The organism is Vulcanisaeta distributa JCM 11217 (assembly GCF_001316005.1).
In the GTDB taxonomy this organism is placed as follows: Archaea; Thermoproteota; Thermoprotei; order Thermoproteales; family Thermocladiaceae; genus Vulcanisaeta; species Vulcanisaeta distributa_B.
On the sequence record NZ_BBBJ01000005.1, the window covers coordinates 16835 to 43232 of the forward strand.

Below are 26398 nucleotides of genomic sequence, written 5' to 3' on the forward strand. Positions count from 1 at the left end.
GAAGGCATTGGTTACTATTAATATGTCGAAGTTACCATCTCAATTGTCTTCATAGCCTCAGCCAACTCCTGCTTGGAAAGTATTGAGGATGCCATGACAATCCTAACGTTCGCACCAACCTTAGTTGCGTAGTCGCTTAATCTCCTATGAACGTCATAGGCTAGAGTCGATGTTGGGACGACGATTAATACCTTTCCATTCCTCTTGAGAACGATATATAATGATGCGATCATTCCGAAGGTAGTCTTACCACTTCCTGTCGGCGCGACTATCGCAAAGCTCTTACCCTTAATGATCCTCCTAGCCCATAATCTTTGGGCGCCCCACATATTAGTTCCAATTATCTTCCTAAACATGTTGGCGAACTCGTTATACTCATTAATCAGGTTTGCCAACGACCTTAACCTATTTATGGTGCCAAGCTTTTCTAGCATGTTTAGCACCTCAATGGTACTTGCGACCTTCCTTGGCACGTCTGGTAAGCATCTATGGCATGGTAACCCGGAGGCTAGCCTATCCGATGTTATGTCTCCTCCACAGTTTGGGCATGCTCTTCGGTATATTACTAATGGTTGTTTCTCCATTTAATTCTTCATCACATTAATTAAAACCCCCCCTTAATAAATATTCGTCGCCAATACGCAATCTTAATTGTTAGTATTAAATATTGATATTACATTGATATTGCTTGAGTAGTATGTCGGTTAATACGGGAGGCATTCAGGACTATGTGCGATACGTATACATAATGTCACTGGTGTCTGCCTTAGCCATGGCTATTGCTGTGGATTACGTACTCACTGAGTTGTGGATTTACGGTTCTGCGGACTTAACAATACTCGTGATAACACCTGTGTTTATGTTTATGCTTTCGATGCTTGTTATCTCATCAATAACTATGATTAAGCAATTAAGGGGGGGTAGCTTCGGTAGATTATCGTCTAAGGCTAAGGCCCTCATGATTACGTACATCGCGTTCTTCATGATAGCGTTGATATACTTCACCTACATATCAATAATTCACTACGCGGGTCTAGGGCTTACGATCTCAGATCCACAGTTAGTTGGCGATCACTATCTCGGCTTTGGGCTTGCGCTTTATGATGCAGGTTTGTTAACTACTTCATGGCAGCTCGTTGAGGATTTATTAAATAATAAGTTGTCATCACTATATAAATTCTTTATCATGATGTTTAAGTCTCATTCGGATGATGACGATGATACAATTATTATTAAGTAAAAATCAGGTCGGTATTACGTGGGTTACGAAATGGCATGATTTTAAAAATAGGTGTTGTGGAGAATTAACGGTATGCGTGTTGCTGGTTTGGTGGCTGATTTACTCATGAGGACTTGCAACGCGAGTTCTGTGGAGAGGCAATCATTTATTGATGGGTCTAGGTACATGATTCGATTTAGTGATAATCATAACATGGAGGTACACCTAGTGGATAAGGGTGAAAGACTCTTTGCCGAGTTCTGGGTCAATACATACGCAACGCCCCTAATGATAATTGAGTACGTATACACGGACATAAAGCCATCTAGCATTTGTGAGGAGATTTGTGAATTAATACGCATAATTAATGAGTCATTCATGAAGCAGGGTGAAAAGAGTAATAGAAACCAAGCAGTTCAACCTAGGTAATCAAGTATTCCACCCTTCCTACCCGTGGTTGTAACCTCCGTACCAGGTGATAAGTCATTAATTAATATCCTTACCAAGTCATTCCAGGCAAGCGTGTTCCTAATCGCCCAATCAATTAGTTCCTGGGTATGGTTACTTAGTATCGAGAGGAATTTCTGCCAATTAATGCCTATTCTACTTAATTCCCTGCCCCCCCAATGATCCCATAAATACCTCGCAACTTCATTACCAAACCATACGGAGAAGGAGTCACAACCAGGCCCGGTGCATACGCTCCTTCTCTTCACTATCCTATCCTTAATGTCCCTAGGCTCAGGTGGTGTAGGGAGTGTCATCAATACCATATTACATTAAAAGTGAGTATTATATTAAGCTAGTGCCTAGGTATTACGTTTAAACCCGTTAAGGTGTTCATAAGTCCTCAATTATTTTCTTACCATTTATTAATAACCATCCATCCTCATCACTCCTTACATCGCCTTTATACTCATATCTACGTAGTAAGGCGTTAAGTAATGCCTTACCATCGAGGGTCTTAACATGGAACTCCTTACTGAAGTACCTATTAATATTCTCGATATCCCTAAGTAGGAATTCAATGGCATTTGGGTGGTTCGCCTTCACGGCGCTACCCCCCCAATCAATGATTACCAACTCATCGCCGGTATTGACGATGTTGAACTCGCTTAGGTCTGCGTGGATTATCTTACCCAAAATAAATGCTCTCTCTACGTACTTAATTATTGTTAGGTAGCAGTCTCAGGATCCTCGGGTGGTGCATCCTTAATCAACGGTGCTGGTACCCCCCCATTAACTCCCTTGTAGCTTATGAATTCCATGACCAGGATATTCCTGTTAAAGGTTATTGGCTTAGGCACCCTGACACCCGCATTATAGGCATCACTCAAGTTACTGAACTCCTTCCTACACCAATACTCAATGAGTTTCCTAGTATTCGTAATCTTAACGCCAGTAAATCGCGGATCACCGAGCAGGTACTTGTACCTACCCCCCCTAATGAATTGGGCTGTGGATGTATAGAATATCTTTAGGGCTATGTCAGTACCGTCAGGTGCCTTAGCCCATATTACCTTGGCCTCCTTACCCTGTGCGACGGCCCATAAACCTCATCAACAACGCGCCTATTCATTAACTCCCTCAGGGCATCTATTGTGTATTGATTAAATACATCGTCGACGGTCTTTAATTGATCAATATCCTTTATCCTAAACCTCCTACTCTCCACTCTCTCCCGAATAATCCTGTCAACGTCGTGACTACCCACTGAGGTAATGAATAGTGCAGTACTTTATATATCAGTTTGGTCCGTAAAATTCGTTTTGCTTACTTTCATGGAAAATATTCTAATGAATTCAATAAATGAAAATGAATTAAAATGTATGCAAAAGGCTAAAGTTAATAGGTATTGTACGATTGAAGAAGAAAAAAGATTTAAAAGTATTTCTAATGAAAAATAATTTAGGAAATATGGCTTTAGTTCAGCAGGACGAGACTTGGTTCATGCGTAGGCTCGTTAACCTCCATAAGATGAAGAGACCAATTGGTAAGATTATCGTTAATATCGATCTTTGCAAGGATTGCAGGTTCTGCATTGAGTTTTGCCCTAATGGTGTCCTTGAGGAGTCTAAGGACGTTAATTCCAAGGGCTATCATTACCCAGTTGTTAAGCCAGGTAAGGAGCTTGATTGTGTAGCCTGCAGAATGTGTGAGAAGGTTTGCCCAGACTTCGCGATTACGGTTGTCTCTGAGGAGTACATAACATACGATAAGTACTACGGGGGGGTGAGTAGGCATGCCCACAGTGCTGAGCTCTATAAGAAGGACCTGGATAAACTGTTAAGGCCTGGAATTCACTTTCTAGATGGTAATACGGCCGTTGCTGAGGGTGCAATAACCGCTGGTTGTAGGTTCTATGCTGGTTACCCAATAACCCCGTCAAATGAGATAGCGGAGTACATGTCTTACAGGCTACCGCAGGTTGGTGGTAAGTTCATCCAGATGGAGGACGAGATAGGCAGCATAATGGCTGTGCTCGGAGCATCAGCCGCTGGAGTTAAGTCAATGACAGCAACATCGGGTCCAGGCTTTTCACTGATGCAGGAGGAGATTGGGCTTGGCTCAATGCTTGAAATACCGGCGGTAATAGTCGATGTAATGAGGGCTGGTCCATCAACGGGAATACCAACATTACTGGGGGGGCAGGGAGACATACTGCAGGCTAAGTATGGTTCGCACGGTGACTACGAGATAGTGGCTTACCTACCTGCAATCCCCAGGAGGCCTTTGACTTCACGATAAAGGCATTTAACATGGCTGAGAAGTACAGGGTTGTTGCTATCGTACTCTCCGACCAATTGGTTGGGCATATGTATGGTAAGGTTAGAGTTCCTGAGTTCGATGAGATTGAGATTGTAGAGAGGCCGAAGCCCACGGTACCCCCCCAGATCAGTACTTACCCTATGATAGCAGGTACTTAGTGCCGCCAATGGCAATAGCAGGTACTGGTTATAGGGTTAACAATGAGTCATTGACGCACACCGATAAGGGGTACCCAACAACCGATAAGGACGCCTCATTCAAGTTAGTAATGAGGCTTGTCCGTAAGATTAGGGAGAATGAGAAGGAGATAGCTGAGTGGGAGGAGTACATGCTCGATGACGCAGAATACGTAATTGTGTCCTATGGCTCAACATCGGGTTCCGTGAGGAGGGCAATAAAGGTGTTGAGGGCGCAGGGCTATAGGGTCGGCATGCTCAGGCCAAAGACCGCGTGGCCATTCCCAGGCTGGGTCGTGGAGAATCTAGCGCTGAGAGGTGTTCAGAAGTTCATAACTGTGGAGGTCAATATGGGTAAGATGTACCACGTGGTTAAGGAGTTCTCTAAGGGGGGGGTTCCCGTGGAGCACATACCGTATGCCCCTGGTTATATTCCTGATCCTGACTATGTAATAAATAACGTGAGGAAGGTGATCGAAGGATGAGCATGGAGGCTGAGGTAACAACAACTGGAATTAAGGTGGAGCTGCCTAAGTCGTATGAGGATATTAAGGATTTGATAAGGATTGATAGACTGCCGCACATTTGGTGCCCTGGCTGTGGCTTGGGAATCCTGCTTAAGTTATTGGCTAGGGCCATAAAGAATTCAGGAATACCAATTGAGAAGCACGTGATAGTCACGGGTATAGGCTGCACGGGTAGGCTCGGTGGATATCTAAAATTGGATGCGTACCATGTAACCCACGGTAGGGCCATACCATTTGCAGTGGGTTTAAAGATGGCTAATCCCGAGCTTGAGGTAACGGTTGTCGGCGGTGATGGAGATATTCTTGCCATAGGTGGTAATCACTTCATACATGCCGCTAGAAGGAATGACGACATCAACGTAATAATAGTAAATAATTTCATCTATGGAATGACAGGCGGACAATATAGCCCAACCACGCCCAAGGGCGCTAAGACTACGACATCGCCATATGGTCATTACGAGAATCCATTTAACGTGCCATTACTTGCGTATGCCGCGGGGGGGCCTCATACGTGGCCAGGTGGACAGTTCTTCACCAAAATGAGCTTTACCAATCCCTCCTAGAGATGTTTAAGGTTAAGGGCTTCGCCGTTATCGAGGTATTATCGCCCTGCATTATCTACACTGATAGGAATGCCATGGGTGATGCCGTTGATTTAATGAAGATATTAAAGGAGAGACCCGTGATTGATCATAATGCGAACTTAGCCGATCTAGACATTGACTTCAGCATGAAGAAGATTATCCTGGGAAATTTTGTGAAAAGAGAGAGACCTGTATCGTATGGATAGTGATCATAAATCTTAAACTTTTTTCTCATAATTACGTATAATATAAAATAATTTTTGTCAAATTAGAATAAAATTTATTAAGGTTTCATAATTATTTATCAATAGAAAAATATGCAACAACAGCTCGATCAGATACGTATCAGGCTTATGGGGCTTGGCGGCCATGGCATAGTCTTCGCTGGTAGGCTCCTTGGTATGGCAGCTGCAATGGGCGGTCTTGACTCAATATTAACAATAACGTATAGCCCAGAGCAGAGGGGTGGTTGGTCCAGGGCTGACCTCATAATAGCTAAGGAGATGGTTGATTATCCACTCATTGATGAGGCCGACATATTTCTCGCGACCACACAGCAAGCGTTCAACCTAGAATTTAAGAGTCTCCGTAAGGGTGGTGTATTCATTTATGAGAGTACTATCTATAAACCAACCATTCAAAATACAAATGATTATGTAATAATTCCCGTACCTGCAACGGAAATTGCTGAGAAGGTGACGGGCAGGAGACTAACCATGAATGTGGTTCTAGTCGGTGTTATAACGGCCATCCTCGAGCCGTTGCTAAGGGAGGAGCACATAATTAATGCCATAAGGAATATGACCAGGAGGCTGGTAAGCTGGACGCATCAATTCAGGAAATGAACATAAAGGCGTTCCAGGCAGGCCTTGATTACGGTAGGAAGTACTTACAGGGATTGAGGTGATTCAATGCCAACAAATAGAATCCTTATTCTAGGTGGTGGTATTGCTGGTATTGAGGCTGCCCTCGCCCTGGCTAACATGGCTATAGGGTTACACTTGTTGAGAAGTCACCGGCCATTGGCGGTAAGATGGCGTTACTCGACAAGACATTCCCAACACTCGACTGCAGCATATGCATAGAAGGACCATTGATAAGTGATGTTGCGAGACACCCATACATTGAATTGCTTGCCCCCCCTGCTGAACTGCTTGATTTAACGGGCTCGCCAGGCGATTTTAAGGCTAGGATACTCGTTAAGCCAAGATACGTAACTGAGGACTGCACCAAGTGTGGCCAATGCGAGGATGTGTGCCCTGTAATTGTTCCCAGTGAGTTTGAGGCAGGTATTGGTGCTAGGAAGGCGATATACCTGCCATTCCCACAGGCAGAGCCAGGAATATACATGCTCGATATTGATCACTGCCTAAACAAGCCACCGAATTACTTCCCATGTGATAGGTGTGCTAAGGCGTGCGATAGGAATGCCATAATATATACGATGATGCCTAAGGTCATAGAGCGTGATGTTGCTGCCGTAATAGTGTCAACAGGCTTCGACTTAGAGAAGGGCGATATACTTGGGGAGTATGGTTACGGTAAGTACATGGACGTAGTTACATCACTCGAGTTTGAGAGACTGGTTAACGCATCGGGGCCATCAAGTGGTGTTGTCGTTAAACCGAGCACAGGTGAGGAGCCGGAGAATATACTTCTTGTGTCCTGTGTTGGTTCAAGAAATAATAAGTATAATGATTATTGTTCTGGGTTCTGCTGCACATACTTGCTTAAGCAGGGTATATATGCCAAGGTGCTTCACGGTATTAAGAACGTAACCATAATGTACATGAACGATGTTAGGACCTATGGTAAAGGCTTCGAGAGCTTCTTCGACAGGGCTCTAAAGGAGGGTATAAACATTGTCTGGGGGGGTAGGCCTGAAATACTTGGTGAGAGAAATGGTAAGATCATCGTTAAGTTCGAGGACACGAGGAATAAGAAAGTTGTTGTAAATGAGTATGACATGGTTGTTTTAGCACCCTCCGTGAAGCCCGTGAGCGATATGAATAAGTTAAGCAAAATACTGAATATTTCATTAAATAGGGTTGGTTTCGTAAAGACAGATCCAGCTAACCCGACATTAACAACGAGACCCGGCATTTTCGTAGCAGGCTCGGCAAGTGGCCCTAAGGATATTTCGGAGTCCGTTGTTACCGGATTAGCCGCCGCGGTACAGGCAATTAGGTATGCAAGCCCTGGAGTAATTGAGGAGGAGAAGTATGAGGAGACCATAGAGCCATATCCAATTAGGGTTGGGGGGGTCTTCGTGTGCCACTGCGGCACTAACATAGCTGGTGTCGCCGACGTGCCCGCATTAGTGGAGGCTGCTAAGCAAATGCCCGACGTAGTTCATGCTGAAGACCTTCAGTTCGCATGCGCGAAATCATCACTAGATAGGATAACTCAAGTGATTAAGGAGAAGAAATTGAATAGGGTTGTCGTTGCATCGTGCTCGCCAGTCACACACTTGAGGTTTTTCCAGGATGCTGCGAGGAGGGCTGGTCTTAATCCCTACCTCGTGGAGATGACGAACATTAGGAACCTGGACACCTGGGTCCACAACGACAGGAAGGTAGCCACAGAAAAGGCAAAAGACATGATAAGAATGGCGGTGGCGAAGGTCCACCATATGGTGCCACTACAGACAATAAAGCTACCAGTAATTAAGAGGGCGCTGGTCATTGGCTGCGGACCAGCAGGGCTCGCGGCAGCCACGGGGGGGCTAGCCGGCGCCGGCATTGAGACTATACTCGTTGAGAAGGCTGATGAGTGCGGCGGCATGCTTAGGCGCTTAAATAGCTTGAGCCTGAGGGTATTGAGGCCAGGAAACTACTTGATAGGATGGTTGAGGAGGCTAGGGAGGTTGGTGTTAAGTTCATGCTTGGAACAACTATTAAGGATGTGTCTGGCTTCACGGGTAACTTCCACGTAGTCCTAAGCAACGGCGTTGAACTCGACGTTGGCGCAATAATAGTCGCCACGGGGGCCAAGCCCTACGCACCGACGGAGTTTAACTACGGTAAGGACCCAAGGGTATTGACAACGCTTGACCTTGAGAACGGGAAAACTGTTGATGGCAGGAATGTGGCGATAATAAACTGCGTCGGTTCTAGAACCAGTGGTAGAGGGTGTTCAAGGTACTGCTGTGCCGTGGGCTTGAGTAAGGCCATTGAGTTGAGGAGTCAGGGTAAGAACGTAGTCCTAATCTACAGGGATATAATGGGCGTGGATCCCGAGGTCGAGGACCTATATAAGAAGGCTAGGGATGCTGGCGTGCTCTTCATTAGGATTCCCAGGAAGGCTGAGTTAACCGAGGCCATAAGAATGGACACCAATAAGTTAATAGTCCATGACGTCGAGTTAGGAGATGATGTTGAGGTGCCATTTGACAACGTAATCCTCAACATAGGTCTGATGCCCAGTGAGGATACAGACGAGGTTTCCAAGATTTTGAGACTTTCTAAGGATCAGGAGGGCTTCCTGATGGAGGCCCACCCGAAGCTCGGCCCCGTGGACACGATGACCCCCAGGAATATTCATAGCCGGTGCAGCTAGGGGGGGTCCGAAGAATGTGGCCGAGGCCATCGCCGAGGGCTATGCGGCTGCCTCAAGGGCGTTAATGATGCTTGCCCAGGGCTATGTCACCAAGGAACCATTTATACCAAAGTTCGATTGGTCCAAGTGCACTAAGTGCGGTCTCTGCATTAAGGCTTGTCCATACGGTGCCATTAGGGGGGTGTGCCAGGTAAGTGGATTGAGCACATACCAGCTGCCTGCCAGGGCTGTGGTGCGTGCGTGGCTGAATGTCCACAGGATGCCATAACACTTGATGCTATGAGCGACGACGCCATTATGGCTCAGATTGAGGCTGCTTTGGCTGAGGAGCCTGAGAAGAAGGTGATAATGTTCACGTGTGCTTATTGTTCGTATTGGGCTGCCGATAACGCTGGCATATTTAAGATGCAGTACCGCCCTACGCGAGGATCATTAGGCTTCAATGTAGTTCTAGGTTGGCTTGGAAGCACGTTAAGCGTGCTTTTGAGCTTGGTGCTGCTGGTGTCTTCGTGACTGGTTGTAGCTTGGTGACTGCCACTACATAACGGCGAATTACAACACCGTCAGAAGATTCGAAAACTGGAAAAAGAGACTAAAAAACATAGGCGTTAGAGATGAGAGGTTCCAGCTGAGGTTATTTGGTGCGCCCGATGTTGTTGACCTTGTTGAGGCTATGAAGGAGGCTGAGAGAGTCGTTAAGTCGGTGACCAAGGAGGAGATTGAAATGACAAAACAAAGAATCAAGCAGTTGAGGTGATGGGCATGCCGGTAACGGTTAACTTCGAGCTTAGGGAAGAATTACTTAAGTTAGTACCCACCCTAAGCCTTTGCTACCAATGTGGTACCTGCAGCACCTATTGTCCAATAACTGACGAGTCCTACAACATAAGGCTCATCGTTAAGAAGGCTCAACTTGGTGTTGTTGATCCAAAGGACTTTAAGGTCATCTGGGACTGCGTAACCTGCGGCACCTGCCAAGCCCTGTGCCCCAATAATGTTGAGATCGTTAATCTTGTGGAGGTCATTAGGACCATGGCAATGAAGTCCAAGGTCTTCCCAACAAAGATTAACGAAATACTCTGGAAGATATACGAGAATCAGAATCCATGGGGGGGTTACACCGTCACTGACAAGAGGAGGTTCCTAGCCCAATTCAGTGGTTTGATTAATAATGAGAATCCAGACGTTGTAATATACCCATGCTGCCTATCGGTTGGCGACCCGAGGCTTCAGAGACATATTAAGGCTTTGATCAGGGTATTGACCAAGGCAGGCCTTAAGGTGGGTATGTACACAGGCTTGTCCTGCTGCGGTGACATAATACTTCACACGGGCAATAAGGCATTCTATGAGGAATACACCGCAAAGCTAAGGGATTCAATAATGAGTAGTGTTAAGGCTCCAATAATAGTTACGTTATCGCCGCATTGCGAATACGCGCTTAAGAAGTATCTTAAGGGTGTTAGGGTGGTTCACTACGTTGAGTTACTTGATGAGCTTATACGCAGTGGTAAATTGAAGATTGACAAGAAGGTGGATATCACCGTGACTTATCATGACCCGTGTTACCTATCTAAGCATCAAAGGATCATTGAGGAGCCTAGGAGGGTAATCACGTCAATACCAGGTGTTAGGCTCGTTGAGATGGCTCACTCAAGGGAGAAGTCGCTGTGTTGCGGTGCCGGTGGTGGGGGGGGTATAGCCCTTGAGACCAGGGTATCCACTGAATTATCGAAACGCAGGTTGAAGGAGGCCGTCGACACAGGCGCCTCGGTAGTACTCACGGCATGTACGTACTGCTTCAGGATGCTTGAGGATGCGAATAAGGTCATGAGAACAAGCTTAAAGGTTATGGATCTAGTGGAATTCCTAGATAGTGTTATGGGTGATTGACATGAGTGAGTGGAGGGGGGGTATATCCGTGTTTATTGAGCAGGACAATGGCGAGCTAGAGAGGGCATCGCTTGAGATTTTAACGAGGGCTGGCGAGTTAGGTAGGAAGTTTGGTGAGGAGGTTCTCGGCATATTACTAGGTCATGAAGTGGGTAACCTGGTTAAGGAGTCCTCTAGGTATGGCGCTGATAAGCTCATAGTGGTTGATCACCCAGACCTGAGGCACTACAATAGTGATGCCTACACTGAGGTCATGGCATACCTAATCAATAAGTATAGGCCCAGGTACTTATTACTACCAGCCACCAGGAATTCTAGGGACTTAGCCGGCAGGTTGGCCGTGAGATTTAGGACATGCCTTAGCGCGCATGTAATCATGGTTGATATTGACGAGAAGGATAGGAAATTAGTCACAGCAGTACCGGGCTTTGGCGGTAATATAGTCGCCACGGTGGTCTGCACGGGAGGTAAGCCTGAGATGGCTACCGTAAGCCCAGGTACTTACGAGGCAAGACCAAGTGATAAGGAGGCTTCAATAATCATGGAGTCCGTACCTGAGGACCTAATAAGGAAGCGTAGGATCGAACTCGTGGAGAAGAAGACCTCACCAATGCCTGACTTATCAAGGGCTGAGAAGGTCGTTGTGGCGGGGGGGCTTGGGACTGGGGGGGTGATTTGGAATTGATTAAGGAATTCGCAAACCTAATAGGCGCTGCCGTCGGCGTTACAAGACCGCTCGCAGACATGGGTATAATGCCCAGGGACTACCAAATAGGTACCACGGGTGTCTCATTGAGGGCTAAAACAGTGTTCGTGTTTGGCGCCAGCGGTGCTCCGCACTTTGTCTATGGAATTAGGGACTGCGGCACAATAGTCGCGGTTAATACGGATAGGGAGGCGCCAATATTTGAGAATTGTGATTACTGCATTGTGGCTGATTTATTCGACATTCTTAAGGCATTGATAAAGGAGTTAAGGGGGGGTGGTAAGTGATGGCTTCCCTCAAGAACATAATAGTCACGATGAAGATAACGCCAAAGCCCGAGGAGATAAGGTTTGACCCGGTCACAAAGACTGTCGATAGATCGAAAGCTACGAATGAGATAAACCCAGCCGATAAGAACGCCCTCGAACTCGCATTACAGCTTAAGGAGAAGTACGGCGGTAGGGTAATAATACTGTCCATGGGACCACCATTCTGGGACCAATTCATAAAGATGGGCATAGCCATGGGTGCCGATGACGCGGTACTAATAAGCGACAGAGCCTTGGGGGGGGCTCTGACGCCTTTGTAACGTCAAAGGTACTTGCAGCCGCCATTAAGAAGATTGGCGATTACTCGCTCATCATTACTGGCGAGGAGAGCGAGGATGGCTCAACAGGTCAGGTACCACCTGGCATCGCTGAGTGGCTGGGGGGGATTCCCGCGGTGACGTATGTTTCCCAAGTCATTGATGTGACTGAGGATTCAATAATCGTTAAGAGGACCATTAAGGGAGGTTATGAGGTTGTTAAGGTTAGGATGCCGGCTGTAATATCTGTGGAGCTTGGCGTGAATACGCCCAGGTTCCCAGACTTTGAGAGGTTGCAGTGGGCCCAAAGCCAGTTTAAGACAACTGTATGGGGGGGTATTAAGGACCTTGGGCTTACTGAGGATGAGGTTGGCTTCAAGGGCTCATTGACGGCAGTTACCGAGTTGAAGGAGTTAAGGCCTCGTGAGCGCTTGCGTCAATTCATTGAGGGTAGCCCTGAGGAGATAGCTAGGGAACTCATTAAGAGACTTGGCCTTAAATGATTATCCTGCCAATTCATCTAATTGATTTAAAACATCTGCATAACCGCTTTGTCTTAATTCATTGACCTCGTTCTTCTCGTACTTATATATTAAATCTGCCCTGTTTGGTTCAAAGTCCCAGGGCGCAACTAATATGTAGTCGCCAACCCTAAGCCACATCTTTTTCCTATACTTACCTGGTATTCTCACGAGCCTAATCTTGCCATCTTGGCACACGGCCTTAGCCCTGTCATCGCCGACGAGCTCAATAACCTTAGCAAGCATTTCGCCCTCCCCAGGTAGTCGCACCTTACCTCCCTGCTGGTTTTCCTTAGGCATCCACGATAGTGAATCTCATACCTTTATAAACCCAACCTTCATTGTCAGCACATATCATTAAGCACATACCTATCACTACCGATTACAATCTCAAGAGCCTTCGAACCCCCACCCTCAATGCACCTAGCTTCATAACTCGGCATAGACACGCCACCCTTAACGATATCGCCAAGCCTAATATTAACGACTTCCTTACTGCCCAACTCCATTAGTCTGAATGTTCCCTGTGAGTAGGAAAGCACGTAGTAGGGCTTGTTAGAGTAAATTATTACCGAGCCACGACTAAGGGGAACCAAGACAACGCTAATGCTTAATTTAGTAACCACCTTATCACCGCGTCCCCCCCTAACCACGCTTTGGCTCTCAGTTACCTTGCTCGGCACTGCCTTATGTATCTTATAGGCTATGGTCCTAGCCAAACCCTGGTCTGACAACTTAATATCAAGTCCATCCCCCCCAACATCATCAATCCTTAGGAAACCACTCCTCTCATCTTTAATGGTTTCCTTTCTAACGATGTCTATCACTAACCTCTTTAATTGACCATTCATTGGTATTACACTTCTAACCTGGACGACAGCCCTCTCCCTCTCGTTAATCATATCCCTACACCTAGGGCATAACTCCTCGCTATACCTTACCCTGATTTGGATCTCCTCCTCATACTCACTAATGAGTTCGTGAACTGAACCCCTAACCTTAACCACTGCCGTATTTAATCCATGCTTTAAGCTCAGGGTTTCGATGGATGCATTGGTGACCCTGCCCATGTACTCTATGGACTCGAGTATTAACTTCTCAATAACCCTTGGATCCCTCACCCACCTACCCCCCCTGTAGAGTATTGCGCCGCAACTTGGACACCTAACAATACCCACTACATCCCTCTTCACCCTGGCGAGTGGGTGGGTCTTCCTATAGCAGTCTGGGCATAATCCTTCAATCAATATATCAGTCTCCCTACCGCATAATGCGCATACCTTGCGCATTTCTCATTAACGAATTAAGGCGGGTTAAATAAATCCTTTCCATCACCATAATACTTAATACATCTAGTTGCATTAATTACCTGTGAGTAAGGACGTGGAGTCAAGGATTATAGATATAGTTAATGAGATGAGGTCCTCAGTCGTTAGTATAATAACGACGAGACTAATGGTTGATGAGTGGCTAAATGCAACGCCAGTTAGGGGGGGACTTGGCACGGGCTTCTTCATCGATAATAAGCACGTGGTCACCGCAAACCACGTGGTCCAGGACGCAACGGAGCTTGTGGTGGTTACACCCGAGGGTGATGAGTACGAAGGTGAGTTATTAGGTAGGGACCCTGAGTTCGATGCCGCGTTAATTAGGGTTGAGGGCGCCCGCTCTGTTAAGTCTGTTAGGCTTGGAGACTCGGACAAGCTTAAAGTGGGGGGGCAAATGGTCATAGCCATTGGTTATCCACTCGGCTTGCTCGGCGAGCCAACAGTCACCCTAGGGGGGGTTGTTTCGGCAATTGGTAGGAGCATAAGGACGCCAGTGGGTGTTCTTGAGGGCTTAATACAGACTGATGCCGCAATTAACCCGGGGGGGAATTCAGGCGGTCCGTTGCTTAACCTCGATGGTGAGGTTGTTGGTATGAATACGGCAATAATAGCTGGCGCCCAGGGAATTGGGTTTGCCGTACCAATAAACCTGGTTAAGTTAACAATAGATGAAATACTAAAGTTTGGTAGGGTTGTTAGGCCTAGGTTGGGTATATATGGAGTTGATCTCAGCAAGCCTATGGCCAAGTACTTCAGATTGCCTGTGGAGAAGGGGGGGGTGCTGGTGGTTGGGGGGGTCTTGCCTGGTTCGCCGGCTGATGACGCAGGTATTAGGCAGGGTGACGTAATTACGGCAATAGATGATGAGGAATTATCAAGCATTGTTCAGCTGAAGGTGCACCTGGCCAGGAGATTCATTGAGGGTAATAGGGTATTTGATTTAACGGTGGTTAGGGGGGGCAGGACTAGGTACAGGATTAAGGTCAGCATCTAAGCTATTACCTCATAGGAATCATTAAAAATTAAAATTGCTATGAATAAGGGCGATGAGTGAACTATCAATACCTGATTATTCAGGATTGAGCATCCAGAATTTAGCTAATACATTACTATCGCATTTCGGCGCAGTACCTAGAGGTCCTAAGTTAAGGCTTGACCTTGACATTAACGATCGCGTAGTCCTAATACTAATTGATGGCCTTAGTTACCTAGATTTAATAAATGCCATGGGCAATTCATTACCCGTAAGTAGACTGTATAGAATAACCTCGGTTTTTCCAACAACCACATCCACGGTATTAACAACACTATTCACAGGCCTAAGTCCTGGTCAGCACGGTGTCTTCGGCCCTAATGTCTACATTAAGGAGATCGGAACAATAGTCAATACCCTATCCATGGGTCCCGTAATTGGTGAGAGGGATGGACTACATAAAATGGGTTATGACCTAAAGAAACTCTTCCCAATAAAGTCTACAATATTTGAGGAGTTGGGCAACATGGGTATAAGGAGTAGGGTGTATGTTCCTAAGGGCCTATCCGGAGGCTTATCGAGAATATCCTACGCAGGCGCTGAGATTGTGGAGTACGTAACGCCATATGACGCAATAATAAACGCATCAAAGTTCTTGAGTGAGTATAGGACTAGCTTTGTACACATATACATAACCACGGTGGACTCCGCAGCGCATAAGTATGGGCCGGACTCCGAGGAATGCAATGCCGTGATTAGGGAGACCGTGGACTCCGTGATTAGGATGGCTAAGAAGTACATGGCTGATGCCACGGTCTTGATAACGGCAGATCACGGGCATGATGAGGTCAAGAGTAATGTTAAGGCTAATGATGTTCAGGGATTAATGAGGTACTTGCATGTACCACCCTACGGTGATGCCAGGGCCGTATACCTCAAGCTTAGTGATAAGTCGAGTATTGATGAATTAACGGCATTACTTAGTAAGCATAACGTGGCCGGGCGCTTCCTAAGTAGGGATGAGGCGATTAACATGGGCCTGTTTGGTGAGGTTTCAAGCGATGTAATTGATAGGGTTGGTGATGTAATCTTCATACCCAATAGTGGCTCAGCCTTTATCTACCTGTATAAGCCGGACAATGAGGAATTACTAACTCTCAGGGGTCAGCATGGAGGCTTAACCGAGAGGGAATTGTACATACCATTAATACAGCTATAATTACTCACCAACCAACCTGCCCAGTCTCCTACGTGACTTCTTTAACTGATTAACCATCCTCTTCATTAATTGATAGTAATTCAATAACTCCTTAACGTCCTTAGGAGTTACCCCAGCGCCCCTGGCTATTCTACGTATTCTAGATGCATTAATAATATCCGGGTTTAACAGCTCTTCCTTGGTCATTGAATCGAGTATGTGCCTCCACCTCCTGAGCATCTCCTGGGCGTTACTCACCTTCTCCTCATCAAGCATCACAGCCCTATACTGCATTGGCAACATACTACTTGGTAATAACTCCAGGATCTTACTAAGGGGGGCCCAAGCTTCATTATTGAGTCAATCTGCTTCTTAATGGTTAGCAGGTTTATTTTGCCCTCCTCGATCTCCTCCATGATTTTACTCTCCTCCTCAATAGCCCTTATCTTCTCGACTAACGCCTCAAGATCGCCCATGCCCAGTAGTCTCGACACGTACTTATTAGCATCGAAGACCTCGATCTCATCAATATCCTCACCAACACCAATAAACTTAATCCTAGCCCCCCCACTCTTTATAACCGAGGTTAATGCGCCGCCGGCCTTTGCGGTACTATCCATCTTAGTCAGGAAAACGCTATTTATTGGTACGTACTTCATGAAGGCCTCGGTTTGGGCTGCGGCTTGCCTACCGACCGTGGCATCAATCACTAACATGACCTCATCAGGCTTAGCCTCATCGTAAATAGCCTTAGCCTCCTTCAGTAACTCCTCTTCATTCCTATGCCTACCCGCCGTATCAATTATCACCAAGTCAACCCTATTCCTCTGCATGTACTCGAGGCCGTGCCTAAGTATGGCTATGGGGGGGTCTTTAGAATCCTCCTCACCGTAAAACAGGGCATTAACCCTCTCCGCCAATTGTTTAAGCTGGTGATAAGCACCGGGCCTATACGTGTCAGTCTCAATAAGGCCAACCCTCAGGTTTCTCTTAATGTAGAACCTAGCCAACTTAGCCGCTGATGTTGTCTTTCCACTACCCTCAACGCCAATCAGCATTAGTTTATACGGTCTCTTACCAATGTTTACATTCGGTGCCTCCTCACCACCGAGTGCCTTAACCAATTCCTGATAGAGGAGGTATAGTAAGAATTCCTTACTTGTGATGCCCTGTGGAGGCTTCTCCTGCCTAAATCTTTCCTCGATTGTCTTCGTTATTGATAAGACAACATCAGCACTAACATCGGCCCTCAACAATATTCTCTGAATCTCCCTTAGCACCTCCTTGAGCGTTGCCTCGTCTATGTAATTCAATCCCCTAATTCTATTGACCAGGTTCGTGAAGGCCTCAACTAATGGGTTTGGCGCCACTGCAGTTTAATTCGTTCCCTGATCCCTTAAATAATTTATTGCGGGAATTGCTGCGTTTCGTAATACTGAGACGTGTAGTACTGCTGCGGGTAGTAATAATAACCCTGCGGATACTGCTGCCCGCAGTAATAACTCCTATAATAATTAAGTGTGTTCTCATCATTGAGGGGGGGACCAATCACGTAAATGCCCCCAGGCCCTATCTCGTATATGAGCTTTATTGGCCTAATGGGCATCCACCTCATCTTCCTAATGAACATTATCCTAGCCAAGCACCCAAAATCGCTATTTGCCATTGATATTTCCCTGAGGGATAGCATAATCACGCCACTTGCGAGGTACTCCTCGACTCCAAACCTGCTAAGCTTATTCTCCTCACCCGTGGGTATTTCCGACGTCATTATCGTAGTCACATCCTTAAGCCTCTTAAGCTGGAACACCAACTCCCTCAGGTACTCCCTAATCCAAATAACGTCTTGATGGCTCATTATTATTAATGGCGCAATTGGGTCAATGACGAGCCTCTTAACATCGTACTTCTTAACCTGCTCAATGATCATCTTAGCCAAATCCCTCGGATCAAGGGTTATCTTCTCATCACGCGCATAAATCCTGAAGTAAGTCCTGAAATCAGCCATTATTAACTTACCACTTCTCTCGTATGAATCGAGATCCCAACCAAGCGCATCGCGAACACCCCTCTTAACGTCCTCAGAAGGCTCATCGACGGTCACGTACATACCCACCTCGCCAAGCTCAGCACCCGTCCTAAGGAATGTTAGGCTGAATATGGTCTTCCCAGTACCAGCCTCACCAGCTATTAGGTAAACCTCACCCCCCCTCTTAAATCCGCCACTGAGTATGTACGTGTCCAGGTAATTAATTCCGGTTAATGCCTTATCCTCATAGTAATAATAGTAATATGGGTATTGATCCTGCGGATACTGAATCGTCTGCGTATTATATGGGTATTGATAATAAGTCATTGTATCATTATAATAATTACCCGTTTGATAATTCCCATAGTAATTATTATAATTCGAATAAGCATCCGAATCTGAAATTGTTTGCCTCCTCATGGAATTCATACTATCCTGACAATAGCTATAGAAGTACTTATATATGTTGCGTTTCGTTAATGTTCCTTCGGCCTTACCTTAAGTTGAACATTAAACTTCTTTCTAATGTTCTCAAGCTTAGGTAAACCCTTAGAAATAACGGCGCCTATGTACGCATCCGGTACCTGAATCACCACCGACCCATCCTCACCCCCCCTAACAATTGATATCTCCTCAGGTGGTACGTACTTCCTCAAAACCCTAACAATCCTACTAATCAACCTCTTATCACTAACAGCCTGACTTACCTTACGTGACCTGCCTATTGGCGTTACGAATATCTCCTCACCAAATACGTAAATCTCATACTCAACGGTATCGTTTATGAAGTCCTTAACGATAACCACGGGCCTCGCCAAGTCCTCCTCGCTCATACCCTCGGGAACCTTAACGGTAAGCTCAAGACTATACACCTTCTGAACCTCACCATCCTTCATAAAGAGGACTGTATCTATTATTGATGGTAGCATGCCGAGCTCAGTCCTACCTATAAACCTCTGGATCGCGTCTATAGGGCTTGTCGCATGCACAACACCGACCATACCGACGCCGGCTAACCTAAGGTCTATGTATAATTGAAAGTCAGCGGTATCCCTCATCTCATCGAATATCGTGAAGTCGGGCCTAGATAGCAGTAATAAGTCGTGTATTTCCTCAGATGATGCGTAGGTCTTTGATATCTGCGTTATCTCATTGGGTAGTATCATATCCCTAGGAGACTCCACTGTCTTAACAACCTTACCAAGGCTCATGTAGTACTCAGCCAATGCTTGGGCGAAGGTCGTCTTACCAGCACCCGGTGGGCCGGCTATCAATATTCCCTCAGCCTGCCTACTCAATCTATCAAGAACCTTAGGATGAAGTGAATACTCCTCAAGTCTCCTCTTAATTAGTGGTTTAACGGCCGTTATCTCGATTCCATCGGACACGGGAGGTAATGCAACAACAATCCTATACTCACCATGCTGAATAATGAGTGAATTCTCCCTCCTAATCTCAACCCTAGTATTACTATTGGCCATTAACGATGCAGATATTAACTCCCTAACCATCTTCTCCAGGTACTCCCTACTGAGCGGTTCATTACCGAGAGGCACCAATTGCCAGTTTCCTGGCCTACCCTTCTTAGCGTAGGGTATTGAACCCTCCTTTAGATGGACGGACATTGTGTCGTTATCGAAAAACCTCTCAATCTCTAGCTTATCCTTATGCTGACCAATGAATAGCGTTTCAATACCCATAGCCCGTGAAATCTCAAAATTCATCTCATCACTGGTCACCAATGTTGCGCCTAATTCCCTGGCCAATTCTCTAACAATCTCATCAACTGAGTGCTGGTCAGGTCTTGGTATTGACTTTGGGAGCGTCGATACGTACTCAACCCTTACATCCTCGAGGCCAAGTTTGTTTATTGAGTCCATGATGTAATTCAACTCCCTAATACCTAACCAACCCAATGCACCGCCAGCCCTGGCTTCGCTCTCGAATTTCCTAATTATCTCTGTATGTATTAATAACCTACCCTTAATATTGCCCCCCCTCAATATTGCCTCCTTTAGGCTTCCATCCAAGAACACTGACGTATCAGGTACATAAATATTGCCTACTTGCATTTCGCTTATCGCTAAGTAATCGATATTAGGTACCCTTAATAAACACTTTTATTCATATACTCATAGTAAACCAATTAGTCATTACTCACGACAACAACGCCATTAGTATCCAGCACAGTCCTTAGCACCGATCCGCCAGTAAGCTCGATAGCCTTCTCAACCTCGACCCTATCAGATAAAGCTATCATGCACCCTCCACCACCAGCACCTGTTAGCTTTGAGCCGAGAGCACCGGCATTCCTAGCCGCGTAAACCATCTCATTCAACTGCCGAGTCGATACGCCGAGGGCATCAAGCAATCCATGATTAATGTTCATTAAAGTACCCATTAGCTCCAGGTCACCCTTCTCCAGGGCCTCCCTACCCTTCCTAGTAATTAGCCCTATCGATCTTATTATTGGCTCTATTACGTCTCTCATGGTCTCATACTTCCTCCTAACCATAGCCACTAGGTCCTTAGTCGTACTCACCCTGGGCACATACCCAATAATTAACGGAATACTAACCCAGGCCTTACAGGTTCCATCACAGCGTTATTGCCCTCAGGCCTTACATACATTATACCGCCGAACGTAGCCATCGTGGTATCCGTGGGACTTGCGGAACCCTGAACGTCCTTCTCAACCTGCCACGCAAGACGCGCCAGTTCGCGCTTATCAATGTCATAGCCCAACTCCCTTATGTATGCGTATATCGTTGCGACAGCCACGGCAGCCGATGTACCCAACCCAGCACCAACCGGCATCTCAGACCGTATCTCCAGGTCAATACCAGCCTTTTTATCGACGTATTCCATGGCTAACTCAATGGCCCTCTTAACATAGCTCAATGCAGATATTACCGCACCGTAATCCGTCTTAGCGATTATATCACCGTTCTCATTAATCGTTACAGAGATACCTGCCAATCTTAAATCCCTCGCATTTATATTGATTTTACCATCACTCCTAGCCCTTGCCGTGACATAGACGTACTTATTAATAGCCATTGCCAGGCTGGTTCGCCGTAAACAACTGCATGTTCCCCCCCATAAAGTATCACCTTACCGGGCGCCCTTACAGTAACCACGGACTTATGGGTAATTCGGGAAAATTAAATTCTTCCGTTAAATAGCTTTGAACTACCTGGCTTACTAAGTTCAATGATTAAATTTGTTATAGTCCTATGTGCATTATTAAGCCCATAAATCACTGAGCCATAGCTGGGCACTAGTATAAATACTCCAGTAATGAATAATCCACCAGCAATTAAGTAATTGCGAAGTAATACTATGGTCAGCCCTAGGTATACCAATACGTAACTAATCATCATTATTACTGATGAATACTTAAGGGTATTACTGTAGTAACCAAGCCTGTAGAGTGCGGTCATTATCATGAATTGGCCAATGAAGTTCTCAATAGCCACAACCACACTTACTAAGTTAATGATTAATGGGCTAACCCTGATCACGACCATCACGTCCATAGCCAGGGATAGCAAGGAGGCAAATATGACGATAAATACACCGACCTTACCAACATCGTAATCCTTAGGGTATGCCTTAACCATTAGGTCGAAACCCCTCCTCACTAGGGTTGCGTATGTGACTAGTAGTAGAATTGGGACTAGGGCATTGATCATATCCATGGATATTGGCGGTAAATGAATTAGTATTCCCATGAGCGCGATTACGGAGAACGCATAGAATATGAATACCACTAGGTATAGTATGAAGCCTGTCATGATTGCATCAACACCCTTAATGAGCAGGCTCAACCTATCAACGGTGTCATCGCTCATTACTAATATTATGGCGAATCGCACTTAAATAAATTATCATTAAACCTAACGAAAGAATTAATGGTATTAGAAATAGAGACTCCGTATTAATTCTGTAAAACTCACCAGTTAGGTAGCTTCCAATTGTTTGTCCAATTAACTGAAATACTATTAGTAGACTCATTCCATAGCCCCCCCTTCTATTAACTCCAATTCTACCACCCAATTCACTCTGTATCGCTGTAATAACTAGCTGAACACCAACCTGAAGCATGAGTAAGTAACCCACGACTGAATAGATGTTTTCGATTAATCCCATTGCACTACCCACCGCACTAATCATCGTACCTAAGGCGAACAACTTACTCCTATACCTATCAACGTAGAAGGTTAGGAATATCCCTATCATGACGTAGACGGCGTATGAAATTGATACCAAGTAACCCCAATAGACTGTGTTGAGTCCTAACTTGTAGATTACGTATATTGGTAATAACGTGTTTATGGGCATTATGGCAATTGATATCATTAATGCCGATACATAAATCATTAATAAATCACCAGGTAAATTAGCAATGCTAATTAATTGATTATATGAACGTAAGATTTCCCTAAAGGTTATTCTGCCAATCCTATTCCCCAGGGTCTCCTTAATTGTAAACTGCCTAATTATTGCAACAACTACGGAGATAATCGAGGAGATTAAATACGCAAGTCTAATACCGAAGAGACCGTACTTATCAATTAAAAAGCCACTGACGGGTGGTAAAACTAACCAGGGTATTTGGGGTAGTATTGACGTGATTAGAATCCCACTGGCGTATCTTTCCTGAGGTAAGGAGTCCATTAAAATCGCAAGCAGCGCAGGTTGGTAAAAGGATGCAGCCATGTTTAATGCATAGAATATCGCAAGTAATTGCCAATTGGGCGCTATGACCATTAGGAATGACATTACCGTTATTAACCAAGTCCCTATGACAATCGATGACCTGCGACCTAAGGTGTCCGTTAAGTACCCTCCTGGGATTATCGCAATTAACTGCACAATCATTGATATTGAGTAAGTTAGGCCTATGTCTACGGCGTTGGCGCCAAGCATCTTTAGGTAAATCGAGAAGTAGGGCATCGTCATGGCATTACCGATTGCGTAAAGGAACCAGGTAAGTAACAGTATTCCCACGTTACCTGTTACGTAATACTTAATGTTCCTTCTTACGTCATGCAATTATAACACCCTTTTGTCCGTAGGGTATGTGCAGCATTTAAAAATGTCTATGAACGTTAAGGTTCAGTTATTTTACCCATTCATCACTTGTTCAAGAGACCGTCGTTTCATCACACGAAAATAACAGTTGTCTAGGCTTAAAAGACTTAGGTACCGTGGCTTCTATGGTAGTACGTAATAATGGTCCTTAATTAATTCCCTAACGACTCTCTCATTGGCGTATATGGGTACTATTATTGGTAATGAGTATGGTGTTGGCACAATCATTAGATGGGCATATTCCTGCCACCGTATTGATTAGAAATTGCGTTGATCTCCGTATTATCTATTGAGTAATTATTACCTATTGTCATTCTCCTTAATTGCATTGGTAATATCCTTATGTTCCTAATGTTCCTAATTATTGATTTCACTCCCATCATACATTTTTCAGGGGGCTATGGAGGGTTTAAATGCCTTTATGGTGTGAAGGGTACACTTGCTATATAGCAAGTGTAGTGGAAAAATTACTACATATACTATATAATTCACGTAAAATTAAGTACGTGTATTTAAATATTTTTCACGATACCTTAACCCTAGTTATCGCACCCCCCCTCAAGCACACTAATTGGCAAATACCACAGCCAACGCATGTCTTAGCGTCAATAATGGGCTTCTTACTTAACTTAATGGCTGGGCAATTAATCCTTAAGCAATCACCGCAATTATCGCAATACTCATCAACGATACTAAACGCGTATTTACCTAGGGAATGCGCCGAGATACGTATTACAATTATACCACGTGAATTGACAATGCCCAAAACATCCTGTAGTGAGCTCAGGGGGGGGTTGCTTGGGTCGTAATTTACGACTTGATATTGAGCATTGACTTTAGATAGACCGTTTAAAGCCTCGTTACATTCATCATTAATTAATGGAATTATCATGAGATAATTACCGTGATAGGTATTAATAATCTCACGGATTATATCCTCCTGGTTCAATAATGAGCATGGATTAACCACTGCTATTAACCTGCCGTAATCATAACCAGCTCTTAGAAATGCCAATATTGACATTAATGGGTTTGTCACAAAATCAACTACTTGATCAAAATTCCTCGGTTCGAAGAATGTTGGAAGCATGTCATAGCTTGGCGTCAGCCTTCAGTACCGATTATGTGCATGTATGATGGGTCAATCACAATTATTGGTACCTCACCCTGCCTCCTATACTTTGAAAAAAGCCACTCAATGAGCATTAATGGGTCTCCTGGTCCTCGAAAAAAGAGCTGTTGAACTGCATTATTAATTAAGTCGTTATACCACTTATTGATATCATCAATCATAAGCCTATCAACGCCAACCTCCTTCACTAGGTAATCCCCCTGGATCAACAACGTACTTAACATTAATAAAATCCCTGGGTAATGGATTTATATACAATGATAGAACCACTGAGTAATTACTGACTTTATCAAGGCGTTCCTTAATAAATGACCACGCAGGGCCTGACACAAGAACTCCATCACCCTTACCAATGACGGTAATATTATCACGAGACCTAACCCCCCCAACCTCCTCAGGAATTCTCCTACGGATATTACTCAACAATCGATTAAGACCCCCCCAACGCATGGGCTCGCCCCCCCAATTCTTATTAAACGTAGCCTCCCTACGCTTAACACCAATGCCGCTGAGACCCTCACCCACGCTCAGCCAAGGTCCTAACCTCACTATGTATGGTAGTTCAAAGGCCTCACTGTAATCTCGGCTCTCCTTAATGGCCTTAACAAGGCTCTCCTGATCCCAGGGTTCTAGGCATGGTAAACCCGTTAATTCACAGAATGGCCTTATGTCGTGAATATCGTAAACAAACACCACGAGTGAGCCCCTAATCCTGGCAATGCTTAGTGAGCCTAGGGAATTTAGGAAACCAAGGTCGTCAATTAGTACTGCGACATCCTTAAACATGCTCGAGAGAGTCTCGGCCTCGTTAATCGTACCCTCAGGACCTACTTTTATAGTGAATACCTTATTCATTAAGTAAGAGCCTGTTATGAGTACGTCATTGAATGAGTTCCTTAACGCATCCGCAATTCCTAAAATGCTGCTCCTTATATCATGCACTGATTTCGTTAATATATTGCGATTTAAAAAGTATTATTTTTTTATCATGGAATTGAAAGGTTTTAATAACTTTAATATTAATGTATTTACTAAATATGAGTGTGAATAGTAGTTGGAATGGACGCGCGCTCTCGGTAATTAGGAGATACGTAGTCACTATATTGATAATCCTAATCTTTACATCAATCAATGCTAGGGCATTAACACCTGCTGTGAATAGCACGCACTTCCTAATATACGACCTAGCAAATCTGAGCGGGGGGGCAGTTTAGGTTTGTCATCGCCTTTGTTATCTTCTTTGCCCTTCTTTCGTTTCCTTCATTTATTGCTTCTTCAAGCATTCTTTTTAATATCTCGCAAACCTTAGCAACAAGCTCAGGGTACTTCCTGATTGCATTCATGCCCATATAGACCACGTACCTATCAATCCACTTACTCAGCTCAACCTCCTCATAACCAGCGCCCTTCAACCTCTCTAAGATTGTCCTGGCCTCCTCATACTCCTTACGGCCAACTTTTAACTCCACGAAACCATCATCATTCACAAAAACGCTCATTTTAATGCCGGCAATCTCGACTGAAGACCTATCCCTCGGTTTAATCGTTATGTTAATTAATCTAATTAATCGTCTAAGCTTATCTGCATCGGGTAGCTTACTCAAGTTCTCAATCAAAGCCTTAATTGTTGGATCACTAAGCATCTTCTTCGCCAACTCAATGGCCTTCGAGGACATAACCATATACACAATTTTATGCTTTTCATCATACATCCTAAACCTAAGGTTCTCCAATCTCTTAATTATGCCACTCCATAGCTCATGTTTTGAGTTACCTAGGGTAAGTCCAATCGCGTTCTTATTAGTTACGTAACCATCACCTAGAATTAAGAAGAGTATGAATGGCAGGAACTCCTCATTGCTAAGCTTACTCGCTTCCTCAGCGATTATGGTCTTATCCTCAAACTTATCCTTATAGTCCATGGCCTTTAAATTCCACTTAATGCTTATGTCATCATTATTGATGTTTATGCCATTTATGTTCATGTAAGTCCTGCCTGGAAATATTAACGTGAAAACGATGGCTTGCCAGAGCCGGTTTGTGTTCATTTCTGGGTAGCCCTCCTCGTGGATTGCCCCATCCGTCAACAGTAGTCCGTA

General features: G+C 44.9%; 32 protein-coding genes and 5 pseudogenes. 19 read left to right on the plus strand and 18 right to left on the minus strand.

All coding sequences use genetic code 11. From position 1 onward, the window contains the following. Positions 1 to 17 precede the first annotated feature (17 nt). Positions 18 to 584, minus strand: coding sequence for a DEAD/DEAH box helicase (locus JCM11217_RS06010; RefSeq protein ID WP_054842376.1), 567 nt, complete (start codon positions 582 to 584; stop codon positions 18 to 20). Between the two features lie 113 nt (positions 585 to 697). On the opposite strand from JCM11217_RS06010, the gene JCM11217_RS06015 reads away from it, so the two are divergent. Continuing rightward, positions 698 to 1240 carry a hypothetical protein gene (locus tag JCM11217_RS06015; protein WP_054842377.1) on the plus strand — a complete coding sequence of 181 codons (543 nt, stop codon included), beginning with the start codon at positions 698 to 700 and terminating at the stop codon, positions 1238 to 1240. A gap of 72 nt (positions 1241 to 1312) precedes the next feature. Further along, positions 1313 to 1648, plus strand: coding sequence for a hypothetical protein (locus JCM11217_RS06020; protein WP_054842378.1), 336 nt, complete (start codon positions 1313 to 1315; stop codon positions 1646 to 1648). On the opposite strand, the gene JCM11217_RS06025 is transcribed toward JCM11217_RS06020, so the two are convergent. The 3 genes and pseudogenes from JCM11217_RS06025 to JCM11217_RS14385 all read right to left on the minus strand — a co-directional run bounded on the left by JCM11217_RS06025 (position 1636) and on the right by JCM11217_RS14385 (position 2933). Then, on the minus strand, positions 1636 to 1983 hold the full coding sequence (locus JCM11217_RS06025) for a hypothetical protein (protein ID WP_054842470.1): 348 nt from the start codon (positions 1981 to 1983) through the stop codon (positions 1636 to 1638). The two genes, JCM11217_RS06020 and JCM11217_RS06025, sit on opposite strands and share 13 nt — an antisense overlap. Before the next feature lie 76 nt (positions 1984 to 2059). Next, a pseudogene (locus tag JCM11217_RS06030) lies at positions 2060 to 2694 on the minus strand (serine protein kinase RIO). 41 nt (positions 2695 to 2735) lie between these two features. Then, on the minus strand, positions 2736 to 2933 hold the full coding sequence (locus tag JCM11217_RS14385; protein WP_243678526.1) for a hypothetical protein: 198 nt from the start codon (positions 2931 to 2933) through the stop codon (positions 2736 to 2738). A 263-nt stretch (positions 2934 to 3196) separates the two neighbouring features. Between JCM11217_RS14385 and JCM11217_RS14390 the strand changes: the two are divergent. The 14 genes and pseudogenes from JCM11217_RS14390 (at position 3197) to JCM11217_RS06070 (ending at position 12524) form a co-directional block, all read left to right on the plus strand. Further along, positions 3197 to 4146: pseudogene (locus tag JCM11217_RS14390) on the plus strand (4Fe-4S dicluster domain-containing protein). A gap of 8 nt (positions 4147 to 4154) precedes the next feature. Then, positions 4155 to 4649 (plus strand): hypothetical protein, encoded by a 495-nt coding sequence (locus JCM11217_RS14395; RefSeq protein ID WP_243678648.1) that lies wholly within the window; start codon positions 4155 to 4157, stop codon positions 4647 to 4649. After that, entirely contained in the window at positions 4646 to 5257 is a 612-nt protein-coding gene (locus JCM11217_RS06045) for a thiamine pyrophosphate-dependent enzyme (RefSeq protein ID WP_243678527.1), read from the plus strand. The genes JCM11217_RS14395 and JCM11217_RS06045 overlap by 4 nt, the downstream gene beginning before the upstream one ends. Then, the gene (locus tag JCM11217_RS14400; RefSeq protein ID WP_243678528.1) at positions 5206 to 5484 is read left to right on the plus strand and encodes a hypothetical protein; all 279 of its coding nucleotides are present in this window, start codon (positions 5206 to 5208) and stop codon (positions 5482 to 5484) included. The genes JCM11217_RS06045 and JCM11217_RS14400 overlap by 52 nt, the downstream gene beginning before the upstream one ends. Positions 5485 to 5595: 111 nt before the next feature. Continuing rightward, positions 5596 to 6123 (plus strand): 2-oxoacid:acceptor oxidoreductase family protein, encoded by a 528-nt coding sequence (locus JCM11217_RS06050; RefSeq protein WP_243678529.1) that lies wholly within the window; start codon positions 5596 to 5598, stop codon positions 6121 to 6123. A gap of 188 nt (positions 6124 to 6311) precedes the next feature. Next, a complete protein-coding gene (locus JCM11217_RS14405; protein ID WP_243678530.1) occupies positions 6312 to 8213 on the plus strand; it encodes an FAD-dependent oxidoreductase in 1902 nt (633 codons plus the stop codon). Continuing rightward, on the plus strand, positions 8123 to 8836 hold the full coding sequence (locus JCM11217_RS14410) for a hypothetical protein (RefSeq protein WP_243678531.1): 714 nt from the start codon (positions 8123 to 8125) through the stop codon (positions 8834 to 8836). The genes JCM11217_RS14405 and JCM11217_RS14410 overlap by 91 nt, the downstream gene beginning before the upstream one ends. Before the next feature lie 16 nt (positions 8837 to 8852). Next, the gene (locus tag JCM11217_RS14415) at positions 8853 to 9104 is read left to right on the plus strand and encodes a 4Fe-4S binding protein (RefSeq protein ID WP_243678532.1); all 252 of its coding nucleotides are present in this window, start codon (positions 8853 to 8855) and stop codon (positions 9102 to 9104) included. Continuing rightward, a complete protein-coding gene (locus tag JCM11217_RS14420; protein WP_243678533.1) occupies positions 9020 to 9349 on the plus strand; it encodes a 4Fe-4S binding protein in 330 nt (109 codons plus the stop codon). Before JCM11217_RS14415 ends, JCM11217_RS14420 begins: the two co-directional genes overlap by 85 nt. Beyond that, positions 9292 to 9593 (plus strand): annotated as a pseudogene (locus JCM11217_RS14425) (hydrogenase iron-sulfur subunit). Before JCM11217_RS14420 ends, JCM11217_RS14425 begins: the two are co-directional and overlap by 58 nt. A 5-nt stretch (positions 9594 to 9598) precedes the next feature. Beyond that, positions 9599 to 10729, plus strand: a complete 1131-nt coding sequence (locus JCM11217_RS06060) for a (Fe-S)-binding protein (RefSeq protein WP_054842471.1) — start codon at positions 9599 to 9601, stop codon at positions 10727 to 10729. Position 10730: 1 nt separating this feature from the next. Continuing rightward, a complete protein-coding gene (locus tag JCM11217_RS06065; protein ID WP_243678534.1) occupies positions 10731 to 11414 on the plus strand; it encodes an electron transfer flavoprotein subunit alpha/FixB family protein in 684 nt (227 codons plus the stop codon). Continuing rightward, on the plus strand, positions 11405 to 11722 hold the full coding sequence (locus tag JCM11217_RS14430) for an FAD-binding protein (RefSeq protein ID WP_243678535.1): 318 nt from the start codon (positions 11405 to 11407) through the stop codon (positions 11720 to 11722). The genes JCM11217_RS06065 and JCM11217_RS14430 overlap by 10 nt, the downstream gene beginning before the upstream one ends. Positions 11723 to 11751: 29 nt before the next feature. Then, positions 11752 to 12524, plus strand: a pseudogene (locus tag JCM11217_RS06070) (electron transfer flavoprotein subunit beta/FixA family protein). On the opposite strand, the gene JCM11217_RS06075 reads toward JCM11217_RS06070, so the two are convergent. Both JCM11217_RS06075 and JCM11217_RS06080 read right to left on the minus strand, forming a co-directional pair. Then, a complete protein-coding gene (locus JCM11217_RS06075) occupies positions 12525 to 12842 on the minus strand; it encodes a translation initiation factor aIF-1A (RefSeq protein WP_054842380.1) in 318 nt (105 codons plus the stop codon). Between the two features lie 44 nt (positions 12843 to 12886). Then, on the minus strand, positions 12887 to 13831 hold the full coding sequence (locus JCM11217_RS06080; RefSeq protein WP_054842381.1) for a 60S ribosomal export protein NMD3: 945 nt from the start codon (positions 13829 to 13831) through the stop codon (positions 12887 to 12889). Between the two features lie 82 nt (positions 13832 to 13913). Here JCM11217_RS06080 and JCM11217_RS06085 point away from each other — a divergent pair, with 82 nt between their 5' ends. Beyond that, the gene (locus JCM11217_RS06085) at positions 13914 to 14864 is read left to right on the plus strand and encodes a trypsin-like peptidase domain-containing protein (RefSeq protein ID WP_054842382.1); all 951 of its coding nucleotides are present in this window, start codon (positions 13914 to 13916) and stop codon (positions 14862 to 14864) included. A gap of 52 nt (positions 14865 to 14916) precedes the next feature. Further along, positions 14917 to 16062, plus strand: a complete 1146-nt coding sequence (locus JCM11217_RS06090; RefSeq protein WP_054842383.1) for an alkaline phosphatase family protein — start codon at positions 14917 to 14919, stop codon at positions 16060 to 16062. Here JCM11217_RS06090 and JCM11217_RS06095 read toward each other — a convergent pair. The 11 genes and pseudogenes from JCM11217_RS06095 to JCM11217_RS06140 all read right to left on the minus strand — a co-directional run bounded on the left by JCM11217_RS06095 (position 16063) and on the right by JCM11217_RS06140 (position 25241). Next, positions 16063 to 17411, minus strand: a pseudogene (locus JCM11217_RS06095) (signal recognition particle protein Srp54). Between the two features lie 35 nt (positions 17412 to 17446). Further along, positions 17447 to 18397: an ATPase domain-containing protein gene (locus JCM11217_RS06100; protein ID WP_243678536.1), complete on the minus strand. Its 951-nt coding sequence runs from the start codon at positions 18395 to 18397 to the stop codon at positions 17447 to 17449. A gap of 149 nt (positions 18398 to 18546) precedes the next feature. Next, entirely contained in the window at positions 18547 to 20142 is a 1596-nt protein-coding gene (locus JCM11217_RS06105; RefSeq protein WP_054842385.1) for a PINc/VapC family ATPase, read from the minus strand. A gap of 74 nt (positions 20143 to 20216) precedes the next feature. After that, the gene (locus tag JCM11217_RS14435; RefSeq protein WP_243678537.1) at positions 20217 to 20621 is read right to left on the minus strand and encodes a hypothetical protein; all 405 of its coding nucleotides are present in this window, start codon (positions 20619 to 20621) and stop codon (positions 20217 to 20219) included. 11 nt (positions 20622 to 20632) lie between these two features. After that, positions 20633 to 21130, minus strand: a complete 498-nt coding sequence (locus JCM11217_RS14440) for a hypothetical protein (protein ID WP_243678538.1) — start codon at positions 21128 to 21130, stop codon at positions 20633 to 20635. Between the two features lie 104 nt (positions 21131 to 21234). Then, the gene (locus JCM11217_RS06115; RefSeq protein WP_243678539.1) at positions 21235 to 21924 is read right to left on the minus strand and encodes a hypothetical protein; all 690 of its coding nucleotides are present in this window, start codon (positions 21922 to 21924) and stop codon (positions 21235 to 21237) included. Then, positions 21914 to 23128, minus strand: a complete 1215-nt coding sequence (locus JCM11217_RS06120) for an MFS transporter (RefSeq protein ID WP_054842387.1) — start codon at positions 23126 to 23128, stop codon at positions 21914 to 21916. Before JCM11217_RS06120 ends, JCM11217_RS06115 begins: the two co-directional genes overlap by 11 nt. Positions 23129 to 23394: 266 nt before the next feature. Next, positions 23395 to 23550 (minus strand): hypothetical protein, encoded by a 156-nt coding sequence (locus tag JCM11217_RS14445; protein ID WP_243678540.1) that lies wholly within the window; start codon positions 23548 to 23550, stop codon positions 23395 to 23397. A 140-nt stretch (positions 23551 to 23690) separates the two neighbouring features. Beyond that, positions 23691 to 24257, minus strand: coding sequence for a hypothetical protein (locus JCM11217_RS06130; RefSeq protein WP_054842388.1), 567 nt, complete (start codon positions 24255 to 24257; stop codon positions 23691 to 23693). A 14-nt stretch (positions 24258 to 24271) separates the two neighbouring features. Continuing rightward, positions 24272 to 24487 carry a hypothetical protein gene (locus JCM11217_RS06135; RefSeq protein WP_054842389.1) on the minus strand — a complete coding sequence of 72 codons (216 nt, stop codon included), beginning with the start codon at positions 24485 to 24487 and terminating at the stop codon, positions 24272 to 24274. Further along, positions 24468 to 25241 carry a hypothetical protein gene (locus JCM11217_RS06140; protein WP_054842390.1) on the minus strand — a complete coding sequence of 258 codons (774 nt, stop codon included), beginning with the start codon at positions 25239 to 25241 and terminating at the stop codon, positions 24468 to 24470. Before JCM11217_RS06140 ends, JCM11217_RS06135 begins: the two co-directional genes overlap by 20 nt. A 95-nt stretch (positions 25242 to 25336) precedes the next feature. Between JCM11217_RS06140 and JCM11217_RS14450 the strand changes: the two genes are divergently transcribed. Continuing rightward, entirely contained in the window at positions 25337 to 25513 is a 177-nt protein-coding gene (locus JCM11217_RS14450; RefSeq protein WP_243678541.1) for a hypothetical protein, read from the plus strand. On the opposite strand, the gene JCM11217_RS06150 is transcribed toward JCM11217_RS14450, so the two are convergent. Beyond that, positions 25484 to 26386 (minus strand): hypothetical protein, encoded by a 903-nt coding sequence (locus tag JCM11217_RS06150; protein ID WP_243678542.1) that lies wholly within the window; start codon positions 26384 to 26386, stop codon positions 25484 to 25486. The genes JCM11217_RS14450 and JCM11217_RS06150 overlap by 30 nt on opposite strands. Between the last annotated feature and the right edge of the window lie 12 nt (positions 26387 to 26398).

Bases quoted from the DNA above. Each gene is read 5' to 3' on its own strand.
- JCM11217_RS06025 (WP_054842470.1), bottom strand. From the start codon at position 1,983: ATGACACTCCCTACACCACCTGAGCCTAGGGACATTAAGGATAGGATA.
- JCM11217_RS06080 (WP_054842381.1), bottom strand. From the start codon at position 13,831: ATGCGCAAGGTATGCGCATTATGCGGTAGGGAGACTGATATATTGATT.
- JCM11217_RS06060 (WP_054842471.1), top strand. From the start codon at position 9,599: ATGCCGGTAACGGTTAACTTCGAGCTTAGGGAAGAATTACTTAAGTTA.
- JCM11217_RS06065 (WP_243678534.1), top strand. From the start codon at position 10,731: ATGAGTGAGTGGAGGGGGGGTATATCCGTGTTTATTGAGCAGGACAAT.
- JCM11217_RS06015 (WP_054842377.1), top strand. From the start codon at position 698: ATGTCGGTTAATACGGGAGGCATTCAGGACTATGTGCGATACGTATAC.
- JCM11217_RS14410 (WP_243678531.1), top strand. From the start codon at position 8,123: ATGGTTGAGGAGGCTAGGGAGGTTGGTGTTAAGTTCATGCTTGGAACA.
- JCM11217_RS06100 (WP_243678536.1), bottom strand. From the start codon at position 18,397: ATGACTTATTATCAATACCCATATAATACGCAGACGATTCAGTATCCG.
- JCM11217_RS06105 (WP_054842385.1), bottom strand. From the start codon at position 20,142: ATGCAAGTAGGCAATATTTATGTACCTGATACGTCAGTGTTCTTGGAT.
- JCM11217_RS06010 (WP_054842376.1), bottom strand. From the start codon at position 584: ATGGAGAAACAACCATTAGTAATATACCGAAGAGCATGCCCAAACTGT.
- JCM11217_RS06075 (WP_054842380.1), bottom strand. From the start codon at position 12,842: ATGCCTAAGGAAAACCAGCAGGGAGGTAAGGTGCGACTACCTGGGGAG.
- JCM11217_RS14405 (WP_243678530.1), top strand. From the start codon at position 6,312: ATGGCGTTACTCGACAAGACATTCCCAACACTCGACTGCAGCATATGC.
- JCM11217_RS06045 (WP_243678527.1), top strand. From the start codon at position 4,646: ATGAGCATGGAGGCTGAGGTAACAACAACTGGAATTAAGGTGGAGCTG.
- JCM11217_RS06050 (WP_243678529.1), top strand. From the start codon at position 5,596: ATGCAACAACAGCTCGATCAGATACGTATCAGGCTTATGGGGCTTGGC.
- JCM11217_RS14395 (WP_243678648.1), top strand. From the start codon at position 4,155: ATGGCAATAGCAGGTACTGGTTATAGGGTTAACAATGAGTCATTGACG.
- JCM11217_RS06090 (WP_054842383.1), top strand. From the start codon at position 14,917: ATGAGTGAACTATCAATACCTGATTATTCAGGATTGAGCATCCAGAAT.
- JCM11217_RS14450 (WP_243678541.1), top strand. From the start codon at position 25,337: ATGAGTGTGAATAGTAGTTGGAATGGACGCGCGCTCTCGGTAATTAGG.
- JCM11217_RS06020 (WP_054842378.1), top strand. From the start codon at position 1,313: ATGCGTGTTGCTGGTTTGGTGGCTGATTTACTCATGAGGACTTGCAAC.
- JCM11217_RS06115 (WP_243678539.1), bottom strand. From the start codon at position 21,924: ATGAGCGATGACACCGTTGATAGGTTGAGCCTGCTCATTAAGGGTGTT.
- JCM11217_RS14445 (WP_243678540.1), bottom strand. From the start codon at position 23,550: ATGATGGGAGTGAAATCAATAATTAGGAACATTAGGAACATAAGGATA.
- JCM11217_RS14440 (WP_243678538.1), bottom strand. From the start codon at position 21,130: ATGGCTATTAATAAGTACGTCTATGTCACGGCAAGGGCTAGGAGTGAT.
- JCM11217_RS06130 (WP_054842388.1), bottom strand. From the start codon at position 24,257: ATGCTTCCAACATTCTTCGAACCGAGGAATTTTGATCAAGTAGTTGAT.